A 25,467-nucleotide genomic window follows, 5' to 3' on the forward strand; every position below is an offset into this window, starting at 1 on the left:
ACACTAAGACGCTATAAAGCTGACAAAAGTTGTACTTTATCTTAAATCCCGGGATTCAGATTGGTTTGAATTATGATATAATTACGCTGCCTTAGATCTGCTCTTATTCAACCGCAATACCGGAACCAAATGATCATGGAGGGAAATCATGCTTAAATTTATAGGTATTATGATGCTTTTCAGATTAGTGGGCAACCCTTTTCTGGCTTTATTCATCCTGCTTGTTATCTTGTATTTCTTAGATCGGAGATACGTAGGGATCTTCCCTAGTATTACAAAGCCCTTCAAACGAGTGCGGCAAATCTCCAAGCTGCGCACAACGGTATCTTTGAATCCAAATGATGTTTCTGCTAAATTTGATTTAGCCCGGAATCTGTCAGAACGTAAAAAGTATAAGGAAGCCAAAGATATTCTGCTACAGATCGAAGACCGTTACGAACAGTCTGCCGAATATTGGGTAGAGCTGGGTCATGTGAATCTTAAGCTGGGCGCTTTGGAAGAAGGCGAAGATCAGATGCTTCGTGGTCTAGAAATCAACCGAAAGGCCCAATATGGTCAGCCATATCTTCGGTTAGCGGAAACCTTTCGCCATACAGATCACGATAAAGCGTTGCATTACGTTACTCAATTTCAAGAGATTCAGTCTTCCTCTAGTGAAGCCTATTATTTAGCCGGCTCCATGTACAAAGCACTGGGCAGAACCGAGGATGCTAAACGTGCTTTCGACGAATCCACCGCCATCTACCGTTCGCTACCCAAATATAAAAAACGGCAAGAACGCGGCTGGGTGTTACGCAGTTTTTTTGCCAAGATGAAATAACCTTTGCACTTATATTTCAACCAAAAAACCTCTAGCCGCCTATTTATTTAGGCGAACACTAGAGGTTTTTTGCTGTGTAGAGTGATTACATGTTTACATCTTGTTTAGTGGGTTCTCCACTTTGTTTGACCGCAAATGGCCACCAGTTCCCACGGCCGAAGATCCGTACCATAACAGGGACAAAAAATGGCAAGAAGATTAGCGCATACAAGGCCAACCCTACGAGCACCACTGTTGCAATCTGCATCATCGACAATACGCCTGAAGGATACATCGATGCGAAGGTGCCGCCCAAAATAACTACCGCTGAAAGAATGACTGTTCCCATATTGCGCATGGCATGCAGGATCGCTTCTCGAACATCCCATGTTTTATATTCGTTAAAGCGGGCCATTAAGAAAATACTATAATCTACACCAAGTGCAATCAGCATAACAAAGCTGAAGAATGGCGTTGTCCAGGTAATCCCTTCAAAGTGCAGAAGGTGAACGAATATAGCCTCTGTAACACCCAATGCCGAAAAATAAGTAATCAAAAGAGAAATAATAAGGTAAATCGGCATTACGATTGAACGAAGCAGCAACACCAAGATGATGAAGATCCCACCCAGCATTAAGATTACTGTACGTGTGTAGTCTTCGTTGGAAATATTACGCAAATCGTTCTGACTGCTTGTAACCCCGCTGATTGCAGACTCCGCATTTTCCAGCTTCGTTCCTTTCACTGCACGATCTACTGCTGCTTGAATATCATCAACACTGTCGATAGCTTCTGAACTATATGGATTCTCAGTGAATACCACATCCAGCGTCATCACCTTACGGTCATCAGACAAGTAGGTATCGAATACCTGCTCTATGCCTTCAGCTTCAAGAGCCTCAGCCGGTACAAAGAATCCACTCAGCTCATCATCCTTAGCCGCTTGAATCTGATTCAAATAATCTTGTGCGGAACCCAGCCCACTGGTAATTTGTTTCAAGCCGTTTGCACTGTCGCTTAATCCAGTAGTTAAGGCTCCTATCTGCCCTGTTAATTGACCAAAACCATCCGCAAGCTGCTGCTGTCCACCTTGCAATTGATCTAGGCCACTAGTAATGGATGGAATTTTATCTACGATCTGTCCTTGGCCTGTTGCGGCCTGCTCCAGCCCAGATTGCAGCTGACCGATGCCCGCAACGAGCTTAGCTAAACCTTGTGCGAGTGCGCTTTGCCCTGCCGAAGCTTTGGCATAACCAGCATTCGCCTCGTTTAAGCCTGCTGCTGCTCCTTTAAGCTGCTCTGAGATCTGCCCGAGACCCGCCGCCAGCTGCGCTGCCCCAGTACCACTCTGCGTTACGGTGCCTTTAATCGTCAGGTAATTAACATCCTGCAGAATTTCCGGATAACTGCTCTCAAGACCCGTAAAAGAACCATCCAGTCCCTTCAATGCTTCTGCCACACCTTGCAGCTGCTGCGGAAGCTGCCCAAGCCCTTGATCTAACGCAGTTAAACCGCTGCCGATTTTTTTATAGCCCTCCAGCAGCTTCGTATTGGCATCCGCAAGCTGCTTAGCACTAGCAGCTGCCTGTTGAAGTCCTGCTTTGATCTCTCCTGCACCTGCTGAGCCGGTTTTTATTCCGTTCTCAATACGTGCCAGCCCATCACCTAACGCGACGATACCATCTTTCAGCTCTGCTGTGCCTTCCGTCAGCTTAGCGCTGCCTTGAGCAGCCTCTGTAAGCTTAGGTGCATTTTCACTCAGCTGTTTACTTGCTTCAGACAATCCCGTTTGAATCTTGGTCAGTCCCTCACTGGTCTGATCCAGACCTTCAGATAAAGTCCCCACCTGATTCGGGATTAAAAAATCACTGATCAGCTCTCCCGTTGGACGAGACATGCTGCGCACCGATTTTACGCTGTCCACTTTTTCCAGCTCGCGGCTGATTTTTTCTGCAAGTCCAAGATATTCTGAAGTATCCATCCGGTCATCATTTTTGATTACGATCTTGCCAGGCATGGATTCACCCGGCCCGAAACTATCCGAAATGATGTTAAATCCTTTTACCGAGGCATATTCTGAGCCAATTTCCTCCAAGCTGTTGAAGGACAGCTTTCCGCTATAGGTAACAAGGAACGGAGCTACGATTACTGCAACAATTAGCAGCGCGGCCCATGGTCTTTTTAAGGAAAAAGAACCTGCTGCTCCCCAAATACGGCTCTCACTGTGCTCCAGCTTGCCGCGTGAAGGCCAGAAGAGCTTTTTGCCAAGTACCGCCATAAAGAATGGAACAATGGTTACAAGCGCCAGCAGCATAACCGCAATCCCCACGGCAACGGCTACCGCCGAGCGATACAGAATGAATTTGGATAATCCAATCGCTACAAAACCTACGAATACCGCAAGTCCGGAATAGAACACCGTCCCACCAGCCTTACGATAGGTTGCAATAATAGCACTTTTGGTATCTTCTGCTGTCATCATTTCTTCTTTAAAACGACTGATCAATAGGATACAATAATCCGTACCAATCCCGAACATGACCGCAACCATAAAGATTTGAGTAAACGTAGATAATGGAAAATCATAACGGTCTACCAAAAAAGCCACAACAGACTGAGAAACAATATAGCTGAGTCCTACGGTCAGTAGCGGAACAAACGGTGCCACGAACGAACGGAACACCACGAACAGGATAAGTAAAATAAATACTACCGTAATATATTCCGATTTCTTAAGCCCGGCTTCCGAGCTAGCAATCATATCCTCAGTAATCAAACCCTCACTGGTTAAATAATGATCCGCCTTAACATCTGAGAGTAATTCATCCACTTTATCAGGAAGTGCGGTGACAGACTCTCCTCCGCCCTTTATAGACAACGCCACCATTATCGTCTTGCCATCCTTGGCAATCAACGTATCCTTAAGTTCACTTTGTGAAAAAGGATCGGTGATGGAACCAATCTGCAGCGTCTCCTTATTCGCAGCCAACTTCTCAACACCCTGCTGGATACTGGCTGTTTCATCGGCTCCGATTCCCTCAGGATTATTGAATACAAGAGCTACCTGATGCAGTGTCTCTCCGCCCTTGTCATTCGCCGCTTCCTTTAAGATCTCTGCCGCTCTAGAAGAGGAATAGCCATCAGGTACAGTAACCTGCCCCTTCTCACGTACAAGATCAGAGAACGAAGGGGCCGTCATGACCAAAACTACGGCCACAGCGAGCCAGATTGCGATAACCGCCCATCTTGCTTTTAGAATCGTCTTCATGGATTCTTCCCTCCATCATCATTCTGAATTAAATTCGCCAGCTTCTCGAACATCATGACGAACATTTCAATATCCTTCTCTTCAAAATGAAACAAATACGGGGAAATCACTTCATGTACCTGCGTCTCCGCTGCTTCAAAAACTCTTTTCCCGTGCTCAGACATCGATAAATACACCTGGCGGCGATCATTCTCGTCACGAGTTCGCTCGATAATACCCGCATGCACCAATCTGTTGATGATTGCTGTAATGGAGCTTTTACCCACGCAAAAAGATTCAGCAAGATATGTAGACGTACATTGTTCCTGAGCATTAATCAACCGAAGAATTTGATACTGATCATTCGTTGTCTCCGCAGCAATACTATCTTTAATTCTTGCTGCTACTTGTCTGGTCACAATCAAATAAGCATCCATGTAGCGATTGATCCAATGTTGCACTTCGTTATCCAAAGCTTCCTACCTCCAAAATATAGTTCAACTGTCGAACAGTTTCATTGTCAAACTATAATGCCTGCCTTTATAAAAGTCAATTGGCTTTTTTTCGGGCATTTAAAGGCGAAATGCACAAAAAAACAGGCCGAGATTTCTCTCGACCTGCCATTTTATGACCTCCAAAGACTTTTTAGTCCTCATCCTCGGTCTCTTCAACTTCGTATACACATCTTAACATTTCAATTCCGGCTTCATTCTCTCCTAAGCTGTACACCATGAACCCTAGACTGCGATAAAAATCTGCGGCGATTTCATCCTCAGTCTCAGCTACCAGATAACGCGGCTGACGAGTAGCGAGCAGCTCCAGAATCATCCCCCGTGCATAACCTTTCCCTCTATTCTCTGGCAAGACGGCAATATGCCGAATGTCCAAAGAACCGTCTTCGGTTTCTTCGAAGCCTACAAGACCAAGCAGGAGTTCTTCTTCTTCCCAGCCATATAACTTCAGCCCGGCTTGTTCGTTGTACTCAGACGAAGTCTGCTCCAAAGCGTTGGGGTCATCAATGACCGCATACGTCAACAGCTCGTTCACCTCAGGCGAACCAATAAGGGATTTAAGATCTACCAACATTGTTCACATTCCTCCTTCTCTGTTGCTTCTGTACCCGATTCGAAACATACCGTAACCTGTCCATATCCCTAACATGTTTAACAATAAATCATCAATATCAAAGCTTCCCACATGCAGCAGCATTTGCAGAGACTCCAAAAGCAGGATGCAAGGAACAGCATATAAAGAGATTCTTATCCAAGAAATTGGCCGTGTCTTTGCAAGTGGAATTAGTATACCAAATGGAATAAACACAACAACATTTCCAAGCAGATTCACAAACCGGCTGATCAGCGATAACCCGTTATTCATGTCGAAATAAAGTGACACCGTACGTAATGGGATCAAATTGTACTGAAGCGGGCCACCTGTATGAATCTCACGCCCAAAACCGATGAACATCCAATAGATAACAGTAGCACTATACAGAGTCAGCCCTATCCGTGTCAATGCTCTCAGCTTCCGTAAACTGCTAGATTCTCTAGATCTACGAACGATCAATTGCCCGGTTTAACTTCTATAATTTCAATGCTTCCATCTTTTTTACCCACAATAGCCATAGCTGCAATTTCGATAAATAGGCCGTGTTCTACAACTCCCGGAATACTTTGGATGGCCAGTGCCAGCTTCGGTGCGGACTCAATCGCTTCGAACCGGCAGTCTGCGATGTAATTGCCGTTATCTGTCTTGTACAGCTCTTCTCCACTACGACGCAATTCAGGATTGCAACCCAGCTTGGCAAGTTCAGCCACAGTCCATTCCCATGCAAAAGGAACAATTTCTACAGGCAGCGGGAATTTGCCGAGTGTATTTACCACTTTACTCTCATCGGCGATAACGATCATACGAGTACTGTTACTCGCAACAATCTTCTCCCGAAGCAGCGCGCCGCCGCCGCCTTTAATAAGCTGTAGACTACTATCCAGCTCGTCCGCTCCGTCAATGGTCAGGTCCAGACTATCAATATCTCCAAAAGCTACGATTGGAATCCCAAGTTCACGCGCCTGTTCTTCGGAAGCACGGGAGGTTGCTACAGCGGTAATCTTTAGACCTTCACTGACGCGCTCACCAAGCTTGTTGATCGCCCAATAGGCAGTAGATCCAGTGCCAAGGCCGATCTTCATGCCATCTTTTACAAATTCCACTGCTTTTTCCGCGGCTAATTGTTTAACATTGATACTCATTTTATTACCCCCATGTTATCCGTTATAATGATCTATGATGATGTTGAAATCACCTATTGTTCAGGAGGATTCCGGATGAGAACCGAAAACCAAATTCAATCTAAAATCAACGAATTGACACTGCAGCGCAGATCTCTGGAATCAAGATTAGCTTCATTAACAGAAGACAGTCCACAGCAAGATAACCTACAAACTCAGCTCACTAGAGTAGAAGATATGATCATGATGCTGGAATGGGTGCTTAATGCACCCGTAGGGAGATATCATGCCTAAGTGCTGACTGGCATCCATTATTTTACCAATCAATGTGCCGCGGTAGCTGTGTTTAACATAAAACGCGATTGCTTCCGGCTGTTTGATTCTTTTTTATATCCAAATTTGTATTATGCTTTGCGCAGAGCAAAAAATCAATATCTTTCACCCTACTCTATGTATATTGTAAATTCACTGCATCCTCTAGATTGAGAACCATCTCTTTTTCTGTGTGATTAGCCGTCCTGTGTAAGTAGGCTTTATGCTCAGAATACGCATTCAAAGGCATTGGCCTACTAATCTTGTCAAGCATATTACGCTCGACATCGGCCAGTAAGTAATCACCTTTACCCGCAGCAACTCTGCACAGAATAATCATAGCTACAGGCTTGTTCACAACAACCGCTCCATTCGACCGCGCAAATACAGTGTATTGAAATAACGGAATGGCCTCAGGTTCTTCAACACCAGCTGCACTAGATTGGTCAAAGATAGAATACATAAGGGAAGGATCACTTGATGCAGTACCGAGTTTCTTCTGATTAGACACCAACTTGCTGTTCTGGTAGGCAAGGAATCCCGCTGCTGCCAGCACAAGCACAAGTAAAATAAGCAATATCGCATACATCATCCCATCCCCACCCCCCACTCCAAAATAACAATTCCGGTTATATATTATCATGGAGGGAGGCCTAAGCCAATCTTATATTATCTGAAATTCAGCGCATACAGGTAATACTGGTTCTATAAAGTTATTTTGAAATATTCAAAATAACAGTTGAAACTTTGATTTGCATGTCTCATAATGTAAATATGAATGTTGCTTGTCAATCCATATGGAAATCAAGGGAGGAAATTTAAAATGAAGTTTTTCTTGGATACCGGAAACATTGAAGAAATCAAACGTATTACTCGCCTGGGACTAGTGGATGGCGTAACGACTAACCCTTCGCTGATCGCTAAAGAAGGAAGATTGTTCAAGGATGTTATCAAAGAAATCGTTGCAATCGTTCCAGGACCTGTAAGCGCAGAAGTAATCGGACTTACAGCAGAAGAAATGCTCAAAGAAGCATACGAAATTGCTGAATGGGCTCCAAACGTTGTAATTAAACTCCCTATGACTGAAGATGGCTTGGAAGCTTGTTATGAGCTTACTAAAAAAGGCATCAAAACTAACGTTACACTAGTATTCTCCGCGGCTCAAGGTTTGATGGCTGCTAAAGCAGGCGCAACTTATATCTCTCCTTTCGTAGGTCGTCTGGATGATATCGGTGTTGATGGAATGAAGCTGATCAAGGATCTGAAGACTATCCTGACTAACTACAACTTGAAATCCGAGATCATTGCAGCAAGTATCCGCAACATTGCACATGTTGAGCAAGCAGCTATTGCTGGTGCTCACATCGCTACAATCCCAGGCTCACTTCTGCCAACCCTCTGGAAGCACCCGCTGACAGATAACGGTATTGAACGTTTCTTGAAGGATTGGGAATCCGTTCCACAAGCCTAAGAATATCTTTTATTCTTTTATCAAGAGGGCTATCCCACAAGCTGCGGCAACGCAGCTTAGGGATAGCCCTTTTTTCCATCCAGAGACATTGCAGAGGTTTGGCGAACACGTTTCGGCCAGATCGGAGGAATTATCTTCTCTGTATCTTTAACGCCTGGTTCTCCCTTTTCCCCCTTACTCGGAGTTACCGCAAATAAGGTCAGCAATCCACCAATTGCCCCTACTGTAGCCATCAACGCGAACAATACCCAATGCCCACTGCTTAACAGCAGCGATACCACCGGCGGTCCCAACGCTACCCCTATAAACCTCATACTACTATAAAGAGCGGTTATCGTGCCGCTGTTCTCCTTCTCAATCCCCTCCGTGATTAAAGCGTCCATACAAGGAAGTACAATCCCGATTCCAACACAGCCTAAACCCATAAATCCTACTAAAAAATAAATGCCTTTGTTGAATCCCGCACAAATCATGGCCGCAGTCAGTAACACCATTCCTCCAAAGCCCAGCCATTTCATTAGCGTTTTATTCTGACCAATGATCTTTCCTGTGCCATAGGAGGACAGACATAAGAGGGCAAGCGGTATCGCCAGCACAAACCCCTTCGTCGCCCCGTGCATTTTATATTTAGTTTCCAGCATTTCTGATAAATAGAATTGAACACCAAAGGTCACAAACATACAAATGCCGCCTATGGCAAAAATAGCATACAGCCAACGCCCTTTTTTACGTAAAACACTCACAATTCCAGCTAAAAACGCTCGGATTTCCTGTTTCTCAGGTTCATCCTTCGCTTCGGGCTTTCGGACGAGAAATAAAACTAAAAAAAATGAAATTAGACATAGAATGGGAATTGCAATAAAAGGAGCAAACCAGAGCCATATCCCAAGATAGGCACCAAGAATTGGACTGAGAACTTTACCAAACGTATTGGAGGTCTCAATGATTCCCAGACTTTTGCTCACATCCTCTTCTTCCTTGAACAAATCGCCTACAAAGGGTATTACAATTGGAAAAGCACCCGCTGCACCAATTCCTTGCAACAGACGCCCCGCTAAGATCACCCAATAAGCGCTAACCCCCTTCATAAACCAAGCAGCTACCACGCAGACGGCACCACCAATTGCGGCAATGATTAAACTAGGAAGAATAACCTTCTTTCGCCCAAAACGGTCTGACAGATAACCTGCAATAGGGATCATTACAATTGCCATCAATCCATACACGGTAATCAGCATACTGACTTGAAAAGCACTAATGCCTAGTTCTTTGGAGATCTGCGGCAGAATAGGCAGCAGCATGGAGTTACCGAGGGTCATTATTAGTGGGATTGATGCTAAGGCAAGCAGATCCCATTTTCTTTCCTTCATGAACTGACCACCTTTGTCATTGTGTACAACATTCTTTATTGTGGTTTGTTCGCTCTTCTTTATTCATGAAAACAAAAAAACCGTCCCTCCGCTGCTGCGAAAAGGACGATCTTAAAATGAAGAGATCTATGGTTACAGCGATCCGGCGCTTAAAGATGCCACATTAGCGGACGGAATAAAATGACTAGGTTCACCCAGGCTAAAAATATGCAGTAAGTGCATAGCCCGAGTGCAAGCCGTATAAAACAATTTGCGTTCACTTTCTCTGCCATATTGTTCAGCCGAGCCATCAAAGATGACGACCGCATCAAACTCCACACCTTTTGCTAAATAAGCAGGCAGAACCAGTGTCCCCTTCTGAAAATTCGGCGTTTCCTTTGTAACAAGTCTTACCGGCAGGCTACGATTCAGTTCAGCATGAACCCTTGCGCTTTCCTCCGCTGTTTTGCAGATGACAGCTACATAATGATATCCCTCAGAATGCAGCTTCCGGATATCCTGTTCTACAGCATTCAGGAGCTCCTTCTCGCTGGATACCACACTTAGCTGGGGTTCTTCTCCCCGCCGATTAAACGGTACGATCCGTTCTCCTCCAGGGATCATTGACCGCGTAAACTCCACGATCTCATAAGTTGAACGGTAGCTTTGGGTTAACGAGATCACTTCTGTGTTTTCTTCACCATATATACTTACGAGACTAGACAAATCCCCCAGTACCTCACCTTGTGCATAAATGGCCTGGTTCAGGTCGCCTAATACGGTCATTTTTGCTCTTGGAAATAAACGGCGCATGAACTCTAATTGGAATGGAGAGTAGTCTTGTACTTCATCTACAATCACATGGCGGATCAGTGTGTTGGTCCGGAAGCCTTGGCTTAACTCCTTCAGATAAAGGAATGGCGTAGCGTCTTCATAAGCAAGCTCGTTCACTCCAATAGATTCCAATGTCTGCTCACAGATATCATCCCACACCTCTGGTAAAGGATAATCACCATTGAGGCGCTCCATAAGTTCGCGATCTGTAAATAACGTGCTGTACAAGCCCTTAACGTCCACAAATCGACCCCGTTTAGTCCAACCACGCAGTGGTTTGAGCCGCTGGCTGACTACATAACGAGATAACACTTCTTTTTCGGTATCAAAATCGTCAAAGCTATCCTGCGAAGCTTTCTTCTTCCGGCGCAACATCTGATACGCACGGTGATAATCGCTGGAATCCAGCAGCTCGATCTGATCTTCAACCCACTGTGCATTTCTTTCCTCATGGGTAAAATCTGCGATCTTCTTAAGCAGCCAGCGGATCATCAAATCCACACGATTCGCAAGCTTTATGGCAGGATCGTACGCGTAGAATTGGCGTTCCATTTCTTCTTTACTGACCACTGCTTTCCCTTGAAACATTAAAGGTTTAAAAAGCATGCCCTCCTGTTCCAGCAACGTAGCATATCGCCGAATCACATCTAGGAAAGGTACAGACGATTTATAGGCAATGCCTTCTCTGCGTATAGCCACCTCAGGACCATCAGGAGCATTTAGTAGACTTTCGGTCTGACTAAAGACATCTTCGAGCTGGAATTCATGGCCAAGACGATGTTCCAAATACATTTGAAACGTTGTTTGCTGCATATTTTCTTCGCCTAGCTCCGGGAGCACTGTAGATACATAGCTGTTAAACAGCGGATTCGGTGAGAACAGCAGCATTTGATCTGCTGATAATACTTCACGGTATTTATATAGAAGATAAGCTACCCGCTGCAATGCAGCAGACGTTTTCCCGCTTCCCGCTGCTCCTTGCACAACTAGCATCCTGCTTTTGTCGTTGCGGATAATTGCATTTTGCTCTTTCTGAATTGTAGCAACAATACTTTTCATCCGATCGTCAGCGCTATGACTTAGCACCTGCTGCAGCAGCTCATCCCCGATCGTAACCCCAGTGTCAAACATAACTTCAATTACACCGTCAGCAATAACAAACTGGCGTTTAAGGTTCATCGTTCCGGAGACTAATCCTCCAGGTGTTTCATAAGCAGCGGGACCAGGGGCTCCGTCATAATACAGACTGGAAATAGGCGCGCGCCAGTCATAAATCAAAAAGGTACCATCATCCTCCATCAATGATCCAATTCCTAGATAAATCTTTTCCAGCCCGCCAGTTGGTTCCTCGGTGAAATCAATTCGGCCAAAGTAAGGAGAGACAACCAGCTTTTTATATTTTTTCAGCGCTTTGCTTGATTGCAAATGATGACGTTCCCGTTCATTTAGGATTTGGGACTGTTGGCGAAGACTTGTTGAGGTTTCTCCCAAATCATCCGGGCTACTGAAGTTTACGGTTACCTCTTCCCAGAAGTCTTTCCGCATATCCACTACATCACTGCGATGAAGTCCAAGCTCCTCTGATAAATGGCGAATATGGGCTGACAGAAGTTTGGTTACTCCGTCAACCCGTTGCTGTTCCTCTTTCCACTGACTTTCATTGTTATCCACTACATTTCATCCCCTTTTGGAAGGTTGACATTCCATTTGAATCGTGATATGATAAATTTGCATATTTATGTTTTTAAATGCATGTTTATTCGATATCTTCTCATTTTAGCAATTACAAGTTGAGATTTCAAGTATTCTCTTAAATAGATGATCCGGTCCCTAAGGAACCGGATTTTTTTACTGTTACAAAGCTTATATGTTGCTCTTCACAAGGTTATGTTTAGGCTTCGTGCACAGATTCTTTCTCCTCTGCTATACGATTCATCTGATCGGCCACTTTATCTAAGCGCTCCAATTGATATCCGTAATCATAAATCGCCGCTGCCACAACATATAAACGCAGCTGACCTATTTTCTCTGCATTATACCCCAAAATCGCGGTATTCAGAAAATCATCATTGTCTTCTCCCAAGGGTTCGGAATCATTGGCATTGGGCTTTAATTTGTCTTCAAACTTAAGTAAGATGTGCTGATGATATTTGATTAAATGTTCCAAATGATTATCAAATAGAGCATCTGTATGTTCGGTCCGATCCGCCTGGAAATAATGCCGATCTACAGCCTCGAGAACATCGTAACCTTTTTGCAAAGAAGCTAACAGGTTCTTATACACAACCATTTGTCTAGTCTGGCTATACTTGGCCCGTTTTAACTGCTTCTGCTCCTCCTCAAACAATGCATACTTATCCGCCAACGATTTTATGGATGAATGTAAGGCATTTTTTTCATCACGAAATACACTTTCCTTCATCTCATGAGAAACCGCTGTTCTCAGCAATAAAGAGAGGCTTGAAAAAACATTCTCAATTTGCTTAATGTATTGCTTACGAGGTTTTGGAGGAACGACAATAATATTGATTAGAAATGCAGAAACAATACCTGTCAAAGTTAATAAAAAGCGATTAAGTGCGAATTGCCATTCACCCGAAGCCTCCATCACTGTTATTACAGTAACTAACGTAAGACTTATCGTATCCGCCCGGTTGATTTTCATACTGATCATAATGACTAGAATACAGACCAAACCGACTGCTATTGGGCTATTGGATAACAGCATCCCTCCGAGTAAAGCCAGAACGGCTCCCATTGTACTAGTCGTGAGCTGGTCAAGAAAATAACGCCAAGAACGATAAATAGAGGGCTGCATAGCGAAAATCGCTGCAATCCCTGCACCCACGGCAGAAGGAAATTGAAGCATTACAGCTAAATACAGGGCTAGCGTAACGGCCAAACCTGTTTTAAATATGCGAGCTCCTAAAGCCAAACCTATCCCTCCTAAAAATTAGCCCACGCTACAATATGAACATCAGCGAACCCGCGTACTTCTAATTACCCCAGCCTGGAGATGATGAATTTTAAGAACATTTAAGCTCTCACTCATGTTTCTTTCAGCTTTAAGGGAATACTAATCCGAGTAGTGCCTATCACATAACATACGAGGTGAGTGAATGAATAACCATATCAAAAGATTAATGACTTTCACAACCGTTATTTTTCTCAGCCTGTCTCCAGCTCTTGCGCCAATTGGAAGTGCTTCTGCTGAGAAAGTAACCCCCACAGCCACCGCACCTGGTGCCCACCCTTCAGAGAAAGGTCACGGTCACCATCCAGGAAAAGACGGAAAGGTTAGGGCTGGTGGACATTTCATTATTTTTGAAACGGCTAAACTGCTGGAAATGGATCGTACAGAGCTAATCAATAGCCTGAAAGCAGGCAAAACGCTCCCGCAGCTTGCTCTTGAGAAAAAAGGCTGGACGGAAGATCAATATATTCAGAAGCTCTGCGAATCGGCAAACCAACGGCTGGATCAAGCCATCACCGAAGGACGTCTGACAAAAGACGAAGCCCAAAAGCTTAAAGCAGGACTTCCTGCGATGCTGAAGCAAAGAATAAGCAAAATGGGACAATTCCAGGATCGCAAAACATCTGAACAACATGTGACGACCCCTTAACCAATCTTCTTCCACATAAAGACGGATATCTTCATGCGCTATGAAAGATATCCGTTTTTGTATCTATCCTAATTCGTACGCGAGCTCTTGTAGATTTGAAATAAACAAATGGACAACATCAGCCAAGCGCCACTAGCCATATATCCCCCAATAACGTCACTCGGATAATGAACACCCAAATAGATACGACTCCAGCCAATCCCCACGGTCATGAATACAGCGAACATTATTAATAAGACCCGTTCATGCCTCCGCCGCAGATGACGCCACAGTATAAAGGCAATAACGCCGTACAAAGAGAAGGCTGCCATTGAGTGCCCGCTCGGAAAACTATAACCAATCTCTTCGACAATACGATGTAAATTCGGACGTTCTCTGTGAAAACATAACTTCATTATTGTATTCAAGAGCTGCGAGCCTAATCCAACCCATAGGAACAAGATTAATTCAAACCGGTGTTTCAGCAAAAAATAGAGCAGTGCCATGGTAACGATAGATATGCCAATAGCGATCTTAGAGGAACCAATTAGAGATAAACCTTTGGCGAATGAGGTCAACCCCGGTGATTCCGCTGATTGTACCCAATCAATAATATAGTTATCAAAGGTTGATACCTTATTCATACTTACAAGGACAGCTATAACGGCGAAACAAGCAGCAAACCCTAAAAAAAAGCGAAAAGCTTTAGACCAGTTCTGATAATAAAGCATAAATACCTCCATGTCTATTCAGGTGACTGTTGATCTCATTTCCAGTGAGGGACTAACCCATGTTATAATTATTGAGAGAAAAAATTCACAGAAGATGGAGTGCTGCCAAAGTGGAGAGTTTAAAATTGCAAGAACGATTGTTGAACCAGTTCATTTCCACAAAGGTCCCTGTGACGATTTTTACGACGAATGGTGTGAAAATGCAAGGGCTCGTAACCTCGTACGATGCTTTCACAATCACTTTACAAGGTCAAGGTGATGGCAGGCAAAATGTGCTATTCAAATCTGCAGTATCCACTATTGTACCTCTTAAGCCCGTTTCGCTCAAATAGTCTTCTCCCTCATTCACCTCATCAACCAGATAATCACAGGCTTTTATTTTCAAAAAAAGGGAACACCGGACTTTATATCCGGTGTTCACTTTAGCATTTCCCAAGATCACTTATTCACTCTTCAAGCGGAGTAACTTTATGCAGGAACAATTACGGGCTTCACACATACCGGTTTGGATACTTCAGCTGTATTTCCAGTAAATTCGAGTCGGCCACTAGCCGCTTCTATTGAAAATACAACCAGGTTATTCGCATCACGATTCGCTACTATAAGATAAGCTCCATCTGGTGTCAATGCGAAGTGACGTGGATGTCCTCCACGAGTAGATACATATTCAAGATGTGTAAGCTTAGCAGAAGCATTATCCACCGCATATACGGCAATATTATCAGCCCCACGGTTTGAAGCGTACAGATATTTCCCATCCTTGGAAATAGCGATTTCAGCGCATGTATTCTCTTCGTCAAAATCATCAGGCAGTGTCGGCACTGTATCTACAGTGTGCAGAGTGCCTGCGGCACTGTCATATGTAAACGATGTAATGGTGGAATCCACCTCGTTAATTACATAAGCAGACTTTCCGTCTGGATGGAAAGTGAAGTGGCGTGGTCCCGCTCCTGGATGCAACGCCGTATCACCATGTACCTCTAGTTTGTTGGTTTCTCTATTGATTCTATAGGCCCGAATTAAATCAAGCCCAAGATCAGATACAAACACATACTGCCCGTCCGGACTGAAAATAGCGGAATGGGGATGAGGGCGGTCCTGCCGTTCAGGATGTTGGCCATGACCTGAATGTACGGCCACATCAACTAATTGATCTGCAGCTTTATCTTCATTTAATTTGATCAAGCCAACACTTCCACCATGATAACTACATACAACCACGTATTCATCATTCAAATCTCTATTGATATGGCAGGTGGTTGTTTGACGGTTGCCAGAGGCAGGCATGGAGGGAATGCGTTTCAGTTCACTCAATTTCCCGTCCTTTAGATCAATAGCAAAGGAAATAACCTCGCCTTCTTTTCCACCCTCACCATTCGGTTTTTCTCCTATAGCGTATAGACGTTTCTCTGCGGCATCTACATTAACAAAGGTAGGATTAGTTAAGCCCTGCACCGAATCCAGCAGCTTTAGCGTACCACCTGCAGCTCCATCGAATTCAAACACCTGCACTCCGCTTTCTGCGGCACTTGCATAAGAACCTGTAAACAGCAATAACTTATTCTGCTCATTCATCTCTATATTCCTCCTCAAAGTATTGCTACTTCACACTCATTAGATGTGATCATCTATATAATCTACAATTTTTAAACGTTAATTACAAACGATAAAGTTAGAAATGTACGAAACAATTCAAAAATGGGTCTTTCCAACGATTAACTGTTGTGATATAATGAAAGCGCTAACATTAGTCTTTTATTCCGTATAAAGGGGGAACATGAATGAGTAGCATCCTGCTGGAAGCCAGAAATGTGTACGAGGACTTCGAGGTGGAGACAGACATTCTGTTCTTTAAGGTCGGGGACCATGATTTGGTCATTTTTCACGGCAGAAACTATAACATAAAAAAGAGAATGACTGCCGAGCAATTAAATCGATTGTTGTCCAATTCAAGTTATTATCATGTGTACGGTGGCTGTTATGTCAACCTGAACAAGATCAGCTCTATCGCAGATGACTGCATTTATTTCGGTGAAATGGGCCTGTATGCTAAAAACGTACGTGTCCCAAGACGAAAACAAGAAAGCATTCGTCATCTTCTGAAAGGACTGAAGTAGACATCTTATTCCCATTAGCCGGAAGGGCATGTTACTGATGCCATTTCCGGCTTTTTGCTTTTTATTAATAGAAACTTAAAAAGATCCTGCCTTTTTTTATACTTTCTTAAGGTTTAGGATTAGGATTTCTGTTAAAGTTGTAAATAGACAAGCAACACCTATATTGAAGGGAGTCATTACTAATAATGGACAAAAAAGATCTGAATGGAAATGAGAACTTAGAAAACAACGGAACCACGGAAGAAGATTTGAACACTTCCGAGATTATCAATGAAGAGGTTGAAGTAGCGCAAGCAGCTGCTGAGGAACCTGTGAATACAACAAAAGCAGACAGTATTCCAGTAATGAACAAAGTCGGTGCGAACAACGCTACGCCTCCTACACCTCCGACTGCTCCTAGAAGCAATAAAGCTTGGATGATTGCCTCTATCGTATTAGCTGCAGCACTAATCATTGTTCTGGTCGTCCAAAAAGACGACAGCAAAAAAGCTGTTGCAACAGTAAACGGAACAAAAATTACAAAAGAACAACTTTATGATAAATTGATCGAAGCAGGCGGAGAAAGCACGCTGCAATCTATGATTACTACTGAGCTTGTTGATCAAGAGGCTAAAAAAGCCAACGTAACTGTTACAGATGAAGACATCAACACTGAACTTGAAGATCTTAAAGCACAATTCGGCGGAGAGGCTGCCTTTAATGCTGCTTTGTCCCAAAGCTCAATGACTGTAGACGACTTGAAAAAGCAAATGCCGCTGCAAGTAAAGCTGCGTAAAATCCTTGAGCCACAAGTCACTGTAACGGATGATGAAATCAAAGAATACTATGACACAAATAAAGCTACTTTCAGTGAAGAAGAACAAGTTCGCGCTTCCCACATTCTCGTTGAGACTAAAGAAGAAGCAGATGCAATTCTGAAACAATTGAAAGAAGGCGCAGATTTCGCTACTCTTGCCAAGGAAAAATCCTCTGATACGGGTTCCAAGGATAATGGCGGAGATCTAGACTTCTTCAAACGTGGCGATATGGTAGCTGAATTCTCTGATGTAGCCTTTAAGCTAAAAGTTGGTGAAACCAGTGATGCTGTGAAATCCGATTATGGTTATCACATCATTAAAGTAACCGACCATAAAGATGCTAAAGACTATACACTGGAAGAAAAGAAAGATGAAATTCGTAAAACTCTAGTTTCGCAAAAGGTTTCCACTCTGTCCTCCACTTGGTTGTCAGAAACAACTGAAAAAGCAAAAATTACGAACACACTTACTGACGCTAAAGAAGATGCAGCTGCAACAGCTGAGCCAACTGCAAGCGCAGCAGCAGGAAATGAATCTACTAAATAATTGTGCCAGTCAAAAAGCAGGACAAGCGTTAATAAACGCTGTCCTGCTTTTTTTATTTCTATGCTCAGGCCTTTGATTAAGCCTTAATGGCCTTTTTTACGGATTTGTTTATCGTGGTTCTCCCCCCACTCTTTCGCCTGCGCTGTGGCAATTGAAATCGCCCGCCCCTCCTCATAACCATCTTCGAGGAGCGCATTCGCAATATCGATTGCCTTATTGCGAACAGGTGCTGTGAAGTTCTTTAATGATTCTGGATAATCCTCTTTGTTCCATGGCATACAAAAAACCTCCTTAACCAGTCTATATACATACTTAGCCTGGCTAAGGAGGTTTCAAACGCTTATCTCACTTATTTAAAGACTTTAACACGATCTTCAACCGGTTGGAATTGTTTCTCACCAGCAGGAGTAACGGTTTTACCAAATGGCAATTGAGCAATCAATTTCCATTCTTGCGGGATGCCCCATGCTTCTTTTACTTCATCATCAATCAGTGGATTATAATGCTGCAAGGATGCACCTACACCTGCTTCAGAAAGTGCTGTCCATACTACAAATTGCAGAATACCAGAGGATTGGTTAGCCCAAATTGGGAAGTTCTCAGCATATAGAGCGAAGTTCTCTTGCAGGCTCTTCACTACCGTTTGATCTTCGAAGAATAGTACGGAACCGTAACCTGCTTTGAAAGACGCTAATTTTTGCGCTGTTCCTTCAAATTGTTCGGCAGGAACGATTTTACGCAATGTTTCTGTAGTGATATCCCATAGCTTATCATGTTGTTCACCAAGAAGAACAACGGCTCTTGAGCTTTGAGAGTTAAATGAAGTTGGGCTATGTAGCACCGCTTGTTCAACGATTTCTACAATTTGTGCATCCGAAATCGTAGTTTCTTTACTGATGGCATATATGGAACGTCTTCCTTTTACTGCTTCAAAGAAATTGTTAGACATAAAATAACTACCTCCATTAATTTTAGTAACTTACTTTTGTATATCTTAGCACCTTTTTTCTGAAAACACAACAGTTATTCACAACTTATTTTGTCGGATATATTCGTTGCCAACTCTTATTGTCGCATTTATGGGCTTAATTATGCACCTGATCTATTAATCATTAATCAATTCATGCGGGCTAGAAACTGCCCTCTTCCTTTTCCGATATACACTACGAGCTAAAATGCGCTACAATAGTGCAGCAAATGTATAGAAGGAAGGTTATAATCATGAATTTTCTGAGCAAGAAAGCCCTTGTTCGACATAAAAAATCAGTCTTTACCTCTTTGTTGCTGCTCCTTTTCCTGAGCTTGGCTCTAACTAGCTGTAAAGACACAAATTCGTCTAATTTGACCTTTACAGAACTAGATCCGACTGATCTTCACCCCCTCACTTTCTGGGTGGCAACGGATACTCACTTCTTAGATAAGAAGCTTCAGGATGGCGGTACAGCTTTTCAGAAATATGTAACTGGCGGTGATGGAAAAATGCTGCCTTACAGTGATGAAATCCTTGAAACCTTGGTTTATGATACTGAGCAGCAGAAGCCTGATTTTCTCATCCTCAGTGGAGATTTAACAAATAACGGAGAACGCAGCAGCCATCAGGAGCTAACCCAAAAACTAAAGCGAATTGAAGCGCAGGGAACCTCTGTTTATGTCATTCCAGGCAACCATGATTTATTTAATCCTTGGGCCAGATCCTTCAGCGGGGATAAGCAGCTCGTTACGGATTCTATTACAGACAAAGACTTTACCAAGATGTATGAGAATTTCGGCTACAAAGAGGCTGTATCACGTGATAAAGAATCGCTAAGTTACATCGTTAAAGCAGCTCCAAATTTATGGCTCCTTATGATTGACAGCAGCCAATATCATAACAATCAGAAATACGGTTTCCCCCAAACGGACGGACGCCTGACCGCCTCTACCCTATCATGGATAGATAATTCTGTTAAACTAGCTGCCAAGGAGCATGCTTCTGTCCTCACGGTTATGCACCACAACCTACTAAGCCACACCTCTATGTCTGTTTCAGGCTTTAAACTTAACAACAGTCAGGAAACAATAAAGTTACTTCGTGAAAATGAACTTAATTTAGTCTTGTCAGGCCATATCCATATGCAGGACATCCAGGTAGACCCGGCAACTTCTTCGGAAGTAATGCCAATTTATGATATCGCAACAAGTGCAATGGCTGTTTATCCACATCAATATGGAGCGATGACCTTCGATCCTCTGAGCAGAACCGTCAATTATGAAGCAATGCCCTTAAATGTAGAAGGATGGGCTAAAGCTAATGGCATTACAGATCAGAATCTTTTAAACTTTAAGACCTATGCTGAGGATATTTTTGCTACAAACTCTTATAACAAAGCTATGGATGGTCTAAAGGAGAGTTCCTTTACGCAGTCTGAAAAGGCATCGATGGCAGAGGTAATGGCCAAGCTAAATGTAAGATACTTCGCGGGGACAGCCGGCAGCTCCTCAGAAGATATTAAAGCGATGCCAGGTTACAAGCTTTGGGAAGGCCTACAAGAAGGTTTCTTAGGTGGATACATCCAAAGTATGACAGAGGATAAAGAGCTTAGTAATATAGCTTTAGAGGTGGTATTAACGAAGCAATAACTGGTTTATGTATTTCATATAAAAAACCCAGCCTCCACTCGCATTTATGCGTCAGATGGAAGCTGGGTTTATTGTGTTAATTGATCGTTAAGATGCAACTAGTTCCGTACAATAGTAATCCAACCATCTTCATCTACCGACACAGTAGCATGAAGCGCTTCAGCAAGCAGACGCAAGGATACATATGCATCGCCATACTCGTCAACAAATACAGGTTGGGCAAGCTTTACAGCCGTGCCGTTAATCAAGGCTTCGGAAGAACCGATTTTGAACACCAGTTTATCTCCGTACACACCATCAGTAACGTTAATTGCACGATTGACAGTATCCCATTCTACAGTAGCATCTAAATCTTCTGCCAAATAACGCAGTGGGATATAAGTAGTGTTCTTGTCTACAATCGGGTAATAATATTCGTCATCAGGTTCGATAACAATGGTTCTCTTCGTAATGCCCAGATCATCCTTCAATATACGATATACATCAGAATCTGGGGCAAAGTTTCTCAAAGTCTCTCCAGGTGTAAGCCCGGAAGAAATATCAAGTGCACCTTCAGTGCTGATTGGATCAGCAGTTACAGCACCGCCAATGTTCCAAACCTGACTGGAAGCTTTAAGCGAGAGACTCTTCAGTGGGAAATCCTCGGTACCCGGAAGCGCCACTTTCAGATCAACATTCTGTTTACGCACATGCAGAGCACTATCAACGAAAATATCAACAGATAACTTCGTATCCTTACTCAACACAGTCTTAATCTCAGGAGTTGATTTGTAAAGACTGTCCACTTGATTGTCATATACTAGCAGCAATGCATCAACAGCCAATTTGGCAGCATCATGCAATACAGTTACGACAGCTTCTTTATCATCCAGTGGAATATCTCCGAATCCAAGATTGAAAATATCGCCAGAACCGTCTTCATCCATAGCTTTGATCACAGGGTACAGATAGTCGTAAAGACCACCTACCAATTCAGTAAAACCTTCTGTGTCTTTGGAGACAGACTTCAGGAAGCCTTTTAACAGTGCAGGAAGCTCATCACCCGTCACTTCTGCATGCAGCTTCGTCATGTTCAACTGCTCGCCATACACAGCATCACTAACCGGTGTAATGTTGATTACGCCAGGATTAGGAAGATTCTTAACAACGAATTTCGTCAACAGCTTACTGACATCTTCAGCTTTTGCCGTATCCAAGCCTACTTCACCTAAGATTTCATCGTATCCTTGTACAGGGAAGTAGAACGGTTGTTTTGCTCCTTCAACTGTAAAAGCAAGTGTTTGTTTGTCCATAAACAAGGTGAATGGAATATCCAATTGTTTATAACCAACAGTTCCTTGGGCCGATAAACTCCCATTATCTTGTAACTTAGCTTTACTAATATTCAAGGAAAAAGAATTAATAAGATCAACCATTTCCTTATCTTCCGCGCTAATTCCCTCTATGGGCTCAGCATTCATGGAAAAAGTCATACTGGATTCTGATGATTTAACATCAACATCCCCAATCAACGCCTTATTAACATCGAACCCCCCTACCGACTGACAGCCGGCAAGAACTAGCATCAGTGCGACAAAAGGCAAAAACCACTTCATTTTTGCTTTAACTCTACTCATAGCATGTCTCCTTCATATTATTTTGTGAAATCAATCCATTATCTCAGCTAAGGTAAGTTTTGTAAATCAAAGTTCCTTTTATTGTAAAATGTTTAAATATTCAACAAACTTCGCCATTCGATCTGAGCCCATTCCTTGTAAATTACAGCCTTAACTATTGCCAACATCAGTAAATGTGCAGGATAAAATGACCACCACACCCAGCGCGGAACCCGATGCCGCTCCAAGCGATTCCAAATCAAAGGCGTAAAAGCAATCAGCAAGGTAGGTAAAATACTTAGCATCTGTACAACCCAATAATTATAAAACATATAGAATAGATTCAGTGCCAAATGGGCTCCAACAAGCCAGTACGATTTCGTATAACGAAAAATCAATACTAAGAGCAAACCGTACGCGTTATAATCTATAGGGTAATAATCCATTAACACTATAGCAGCAATTACCACAGGTATACCTAGCCATAGTGAAGGCAGTTTGTCCAAAATAACCAGTACGATTGCCGACAGCAATAACGTAAACACCACGTTCCAGCCACCAGAATTTAGCGCTAAATTATAGGGAATCTGAGCAACAATCGCTATCAAGAGCAACCGTAATAAATATTTAGGTCTGGATGAAGTATGGATATGTCCCTGCACAAGCCCATAACAATAAATCGGAAAAGCTATTCTCCCTACATATCTCCAAGCAAGATTCTCCGGGAAAAAGATATAGCCAATATGGTCGATTAGCATCGTCAGCATGGCAATAATCTGCATTACAATCCTCCTTAAGCATATTGAAATATAAATTCGCCAAGCCCTTCCTCATTTCCTTTACCAATAAGCAAATGAAGAACGCGGAGAAACGATCATCCGCTTTCTGTGCACCTCCCCCCTTGACTTTATCGAATACTATTGAGTAATATTAACTAGCAACAGAATATGGCAATGATCAAAGACATGATTTCCTACACGAACTGTCCAGAGAGAGAAGTCCAGGCTGCAAGCTTCTCCAGTTACCGGTTGTGAAGTTACCCCTTTGTAGCCGTGACGCTGAATCCGTAGAACTTTGTTTTTCGGTAGTATGCGGCACCGATTTATCCCCGATATCGGATACCAATGAGGTCCTGTCCATGTGACAGGTCGAATTAGGGTGGAACCACGAGCTGAACGCACTCGTCCCTTTCTGGGAGAGATGCGTTTTTTTGCGTTCACAACTAACAATATTTGAGAAACGGAGGCTAAAATCATGAAGATCAAGGTAACACTGCAAGATGGAACAATTAGAGAGGTACTGCAAGGAACAACGATTAAAGAAGCAGCAGGTGCCATAAGTACCAGTCTGAAAAAAAATGCTGTAGCTGGAAAAATTGATGGAAAATCTGTTGATCTAAACCAAGCGATCGAACATGATTGCCGGCTCGATATTGTTACGTTGGATAGCAAAGACGGTCTTGAGGTTTATAGACACAGTACTGCACATATCATGGCGCAGGCCATAAAACGTATATATGGAGATAAAGCTGTCCAGCTAGGCATAGGTCCTGTTATCGAAGACGGCTTCTATTATGACATTGATATTGACAAACCTCTATCCACTGATGATCTTGCTGCAATCGAACAAGAAATGGCGAAAATCATCCAAGAGAATCACCAGATTGTCCGCCGTGTGGTGAGCCGCGCAGAGGCCATTAAACTTTTTGAAGAGTTGAATGAGCCTTTAAAGCTGGAGCTTATTCATGATCTGCCGGCAGACACAGTATTAACTATTTATGATCAAGGTGAATTCTCCGATCTTTGCCGTGGACCACATCTTCCCTCAACTGGCTTGGTCAAAGCCTTTAAGCTGTTGAATGTAGCGGGTGCCTACTGGCGTGGAGATTCCAATAACAAAATGCTGCAACGTATTTATGGAACTGCCTTTCCTAAAAAAGCGCAGTTAGAGGAACATTTACTGTTTCTTGAAGAAGCTAAAAAACGTGACCACCGTAAGCTCGGCAAAGAACTTGAGTTGTTCATGTTCTCTGAAGAAGCGCCAGGCATGCCCTTCTATCTTCCCAAGGGAATGACAATCCGTACAGAGCTTGAGAACTTTGCCCGGGAATTACAAAGACAGAGAGATTACGATGAAGTTCGTACACCGCTGATGATGAACAATCGGCTTTGGGAGCAGTCGGGGCACTGGGATCACTACAAGGACAATATGTATTTCACAAATGTAGATGAAACAAAATTTGCCCTTAAGCCGATGAACTGCCCTGGGCATATGCTAATTTTCAAAAACAATCTGCATTCCTACCGGGAACTGCCTATCCGTATCTCGGAATTCGGTCAAGTGCATCGCCATGAATATTCTGGAGCACTTAACGGGATGATGAGAGTCCGCACTTTCTGCCAGGATGATGCTCACCTCTTCGTTTTGCCAGAGCAAATCGAGGATGAAATAAGACGGGTAATCTCACTGATTGACCATATTTATCAAGTGTTCGGCTTTGAGTATAAGATTGAATTATCTACTCGGCCGGCAGATTATATGGGATCTGAAGAATTATGGGATCAGGCTGAACAATCTTTACAAAATGTATTAGACAATCTCGGGATCGAATATCGAGTGAATGAAGGGGATGGCGCGTTCTATGGACCTAAGATTGATTTCCATATCTTAGATGCGCTAAAACGAAGCTGGCAATGTGGAACAATCCAACTAGATTGGCAAATGCCAGAGAAATTCGATCTTACTTACATCGGGGAAGATAATCTTAAACATCGCCCGGTCGTAATCCATCGCGCTGTGTATGGATCGATCGATCGTTTTATGGGGATTATTACTGAGCATTTCGCTGGAGCTTTCCCACTGTGGCTCGCACCTGTTCATGCGAAGTTATTGCCAGTCTCTGAGAACTATGTTGACTATGCACTGCAAGTGAAGCATCAAATGGAGAAGGCTGGCATTCGTGTCGAAGTAGATATTCGAAATGAGAAGTTAGGCTACAAAATTCGTGAAGCTCAGCTTGAAAAAGCACCTTACATGCTCGTACTGGGGGAGAACGAAAAAAATTCCGACACTGTCTCTGTAAGAAAACGTGGTGAAGGTGATCTTGGTTCGAAGAGTATCCAAGACATCATTAAACAGATTAATGAAGAGATTATTAGTAAGAGATAAATTTAAGGGGCTGTCTAATCGTAGAAAAACTACGTTTGAGACAGCCCCTTCT

At 43.2% G+C, this 25,467-nt stretch carries 24 protein-coding genes; 9 read left to right on the forward strand and 15 right to left on the reverse strand.

The genetic code is table 11. From position 1 onward, the window contains the following. The first annotated feature begins 148 nt into the window (after positions 1-148). Positions 149-820: a tetratricopeptide repeat protein gene (locus NST45_RS14635; RefSeq protein ID WP_076213030.1), complete on the forward strand. Its 672-nt coding sequence runs from the start codon at positions 149-151 to the stop codon at positions 818-820. 85 nt (positions 821-905) lie between these two features. Here the strand turns inward: NST45_RS14635 and NST45_RS14640 are convergent, their stop codons facing one another. The 5 genes from NST45_RS14640 to rpiA all read right to left on the reverse strand — a co-directional run bounded on the left by NST45_RS14640 (position 906) and on the right by rpiA (position 6,289). After that, positions 906-4,067: an MMPL family transporter gene (locus tag NST45_RS14640; RefSeq protein WP_339826029.1), complete on the reverse strand. Its 3,162-nt coding sequence runs from the start codon at positions 4,065-4,067 to the stop codon at positions 906-908. Further along, on the reverse strand, positions 4,064-4,519 hold the full coding sequence (locus NST45_RS14645; RefSeq protein WP_036686266.1) for a MarR family transcriptional regulator: 456 nt from the start codon (positions 4,517-4,519) through the stop codon (positions 4,064-4,066). The genes NST45_RS14640 and NST45_RS14645 overlap by 4 nt, the downstream gene beginning before the upstream one ends. 172 nt (positions 4,520-4,691) lie before the next feature. After that, positions 4,692-5,132 carry a GNAT family N-acetyltransferase gene (locus NST45_RS14650; protein WP_038570379.1) on the reverse strand — a complete coding sequence of 147 codons (441 nt, stop codon included), beginning with the start codon at positions 5,130-5,132 and terminating at the stop codon, positions 4,692-4,694. A 3-nt stretch (positions 5,133-5,135) separates the two neighbouring features. Further along, positions 5,136-5,561, reverse strand: a complete 426-nt coding sequence (locus NST45_RS14655; RefSeq protein ID WP_051491448.1) for a VanZ family protein — start codon at positions 5,559-5,561, stop codon at positions 5,136-5,138. A 47-nt stretch (positions 5,562-5,608) separates the two neighbouring features. Next, positions 5,609-6,289, reverse strand: coding sequence for a ribose-5-phosphate isomerase RpiA (rpiA, locus tag NST45_RS14660; protein ID WP_143760539.1), 681 nt, complete (start codon positions 6,287-6,289; stop codon positions 5,609-5,611). An 81-nt stretch (positions 6,290-6,370) separates the two neighbouring features. On the opposite strand from rpiA, the gene NST45_RS14665 reads away from it, so the two are divergent. Further along, the gene (locus tag NST45_RS14665; protein ID WP_036686261.1) at positions 6,371-6,568 is read left to right on the forward strand and encodes a hypothetical protein; all 198 of its coding nucleotides are present in this window, start codon (positions 6,371-6,373) and stop codon (positions 6,566-6,568) included. A gap of 154 nt (positions 6,569-6,722) precedes the next feature. Here the strand turns inward: NST45_RS14665 and NST45_RS14670 are convergent, their stop codons facing one another. Further along, entirely contained in the window at positions 6,723-7,178 is a 456-nt protein-coding gene (locus tag NST45_RS14670; protein ID WP_076101672.1) for a hypothetical protein, read from the reverse strand. A gap of 231 nt (positions 7,179-7,409) precedes the next feature. On the opposite strand from NST45_RS14670, the gene fsa reads away from it, so the two are divergent. After that, positions 7,410-8,057 carry a fructose-6-phosphate aldolase gene (fsa, locus tag NST45_RS14675; protein WP_036686257.1) on the forward strand — a complete coding sequence of 216 codons (648 nt, stop codon included), beginning with the start codon at positions 7,410-7,412 and terminating at the stop codon, positions 8,055-8,057. A gap of 56 nt (positions 8,058-8,113) precedes the next feature. Here the strand turns inward: fsa and NST45_RS14680 are convergent, their stop codons facing one another. The 3 genes from NST45_RS14680 to NST45_RS14690 form a co-directional block, all read right to left on the reverse strand. After that, the gene (locus tag NST45_RS14680) at positions 8,114-9,427 is read right to left on the reverse strand and encodes an MFS transporter (protein ID WP_080742475.1); all 1,314 of its coding nucleotides are present in this window, start codon (positions 9,425-9,427) and stop codon (positions 8,114-8,116) included. A 132-nt stretch (positions 9,428-9,559) separates the two neighbouring features. After that, entirely contained in the window at positions 9,560-11,911 is a 2,352-nt protein-coding gene (gene helD, locus NST45_RS14685) for an RNA polymerase recycling motor HelD (protein WP_038570373.1), read from the reverse strand. Between the two features lie 220 nt (positions 11,912-12,131). Then, the gene (locus NST45_RS14690) at positions 12,132-13,175 is read right to left on the reverse strand and encodes an aromatic acid exporter family protein (RefSeq protein ID WP_038570371.1); all 1,044 of its coding nucleotides are present in this window, start codon (positions 13,173-13,175) and stop codon (positions 12,132-12,134) included. Positions 13,176-13,359: 184 nt separating this feature from the next. Here NST45_RS14690 and NST45_RS14695 point away from each other — a divergent pair, with 184 nt between their 5' ends. Then, a complete protein-coding gene (locus NST45_RS14695) occupies positions 13,360-13,863 on the forward strand; it encodes a hypothetical protein (protein WP_036686251.1) in 504 nt (167 codons plus the stop codon). A gap of 68 nt (positions 13,864-13,931) precedes the next feature. Here NST45_RS14695 and NST45_RS14700 read toward each other — a convergent pair whose 3' ends face one another. After that, entirely contained in the window at positions 13,932-14,573 is a 642-nt protein-coding gene (locus NST45_RS14700) for a phosphatase PAP2 family protein (RefSeq protein ID WP_076144055.1), read from the reverse strand. Between the two features lie 110 nt (positions 14,574-14,683). On the opposite strand from NST45_RS14700, the gene hfq reads away from it, so the two are divergent. Continuing rightward, positions 14,684-14,905 (forward strand): RNA chaperone Hfq, encoded by a 222-nt coding sequence (gene hfq, locus NST45_RS14705; RefSeq protein ID WP_036686247.1) that lies wholly within the window; start codon positions 14,684-14,686, stop codon positions 14,903-14,905. 136 nt (positions 14,906-15,041) lie between these two features. Here the strand turns inward: hfq and NST45_RS14710 are convergent, their stop codons facing one another. Next, entirely contained in the window at positions 15,042-16,148 is a 1,107-nt protein-coding gene (locus tag NST45_RS14710; protein ID WP_038570362.1) for a lactonase family protein, read from the reverse strand. A 206-nt stretch (positions 16,149-16,354) separates the two neighbouring features. Between NST45_RS14710 and NST45_RS14715 the strand changes: the two genes are divergently transcribed. Both NST45_RS14715 and NST45_RS14720 read left to right on the forward strand, forming a co-directional pair. Continuing rightward, positions 16,355-16,690 carry a hypothetical protein gene (locus NST45_RS14715; RefSeq protein WP_036686243.1) on the forward strand — a complete coding sequence of 112 codons (336 nt, stop codon included), beginning with the start codon at positions 16,355-16,357 and terminating at the stop codon, positions 16,688-16,690. 185 nt (positions 16,691-16,875) lie between these two features. Then, positions 16,876-18,033 (forward strand): peptidylprolyl isomerase, encoded by a 1,158-nt coding sequence (locus tag NST45_RS14720; RefSeq protein ID WP_038570359.1) that lies wholly within the window; start codon positions 16,876-16,878, stop codon positions 18,031-18,033. Positions 18,034-18,116: 83 nt separating this feature from the next. Here the strand turns inward: NST45_RS14720 and NST45_RS14725 are convergent, their stop codons facing one another. Both NST45_RS14725 and NST45_RS14730 read right to left on the reverse strand, forming a co-directional pair. Beyond that, positions 18,117-18,311, reverse strand: a complete 195-nt coding sequence (locus NST45_RS14725) for a hypothetical protein (RefSeq protein WP_036686240.1) — start codon at positions 18,309-18,311, stop codon at positions 18,117-18,119. A gap of 71 nt (positions 18,312-18,382) precedes the next feature. After that, positions 18,383-18,982 carry a nitroreductase family protein gene (locus NST45_RS14730; RefSeq protein ID WP_038570356.1) on the reverse strand — a complete coding sequence of 200 codons (600 nt, stop codon included), beginning with the start codon at positions 18,980-18,982 and terminating at the stop codon, positions 18,383-18,385. A 272-nt stretch (positions 18,983-19,254) separates the two neighbouring features. Here NST45_RS14730 and NST45_RS14735 point away from each other — a divergent pair, with 272 nt between their 5' ends. Continuing rightward, a complete protein-coding gene (locus NST45_RS14735) occupies positions 19,255-20,652 on the forward strand; it encodes a metallophosphoesterase (RefSeq protein ID WP_076144057.1) in 1,398 nt (465 codons plus the stop codon). A gap of 98 nt (positions 20,653-20,750) precedes the next feature. Here the strand turns inward: NST45_RS14735 and NST45_RS14740 are convergent, their stop codons facing one another. Both NST45_RS14740 and NST45_RS14745 read right to left on the reverse strand, forming a co-directional pair. Continuing rightward, positions 20,751-22,268 (reverse strand): copper amine oxidase N-terminal domain-containing protein, encoded by a 1,518-nt coding sequence (locus NST45_RS14740; protein ID WP_051491446.1) that lies wholly within the window; start codon positions 22,266-22,268, stop codon positions 20,751-20,753. 92 nt (positions 22,269-22,360) lie between these two features. After that, positions 22,361-23,029, reverse strand: a complete 669-nt coding sequence (locus NST45_RS14745; RefSeq protein WP_076101665.1) for a TraX family protein — start codon at positions 23,027-23,029, stop codon at positions 22,361-22,363. A gap of 472 nt (positions 23,030-23,501) precedes the next feature. On the opposite strand from NST45_RS14745, the gene thrS reads away from it, so the two are divergent. After that, positions 23,502-25,415, forward strand: coding sequence for a threonine--tRNA ligase (gene thrS / locus NST45_RS14750; RefSeq protein WP_076213013.1), 1,914 nt, complete (start codon positions 23,502-23,504; stop codon positions 25,413-25,415). The last annotated feature ends 52 nt before the right edge of the window (positions 25,416-25,467 follow it).

The sequence above is a fragment of the Paenibacillus sp. FSL R7-0163 genome (genome assembly GCF_037969975.1).
GTDB classification, from domain to species: Bacteria; Bacillota; Bacilli; order Paenibacillales; family Paenibacillaceae; genus Paenibacillus_AQ; species Paenibacillus_AQ odorifer.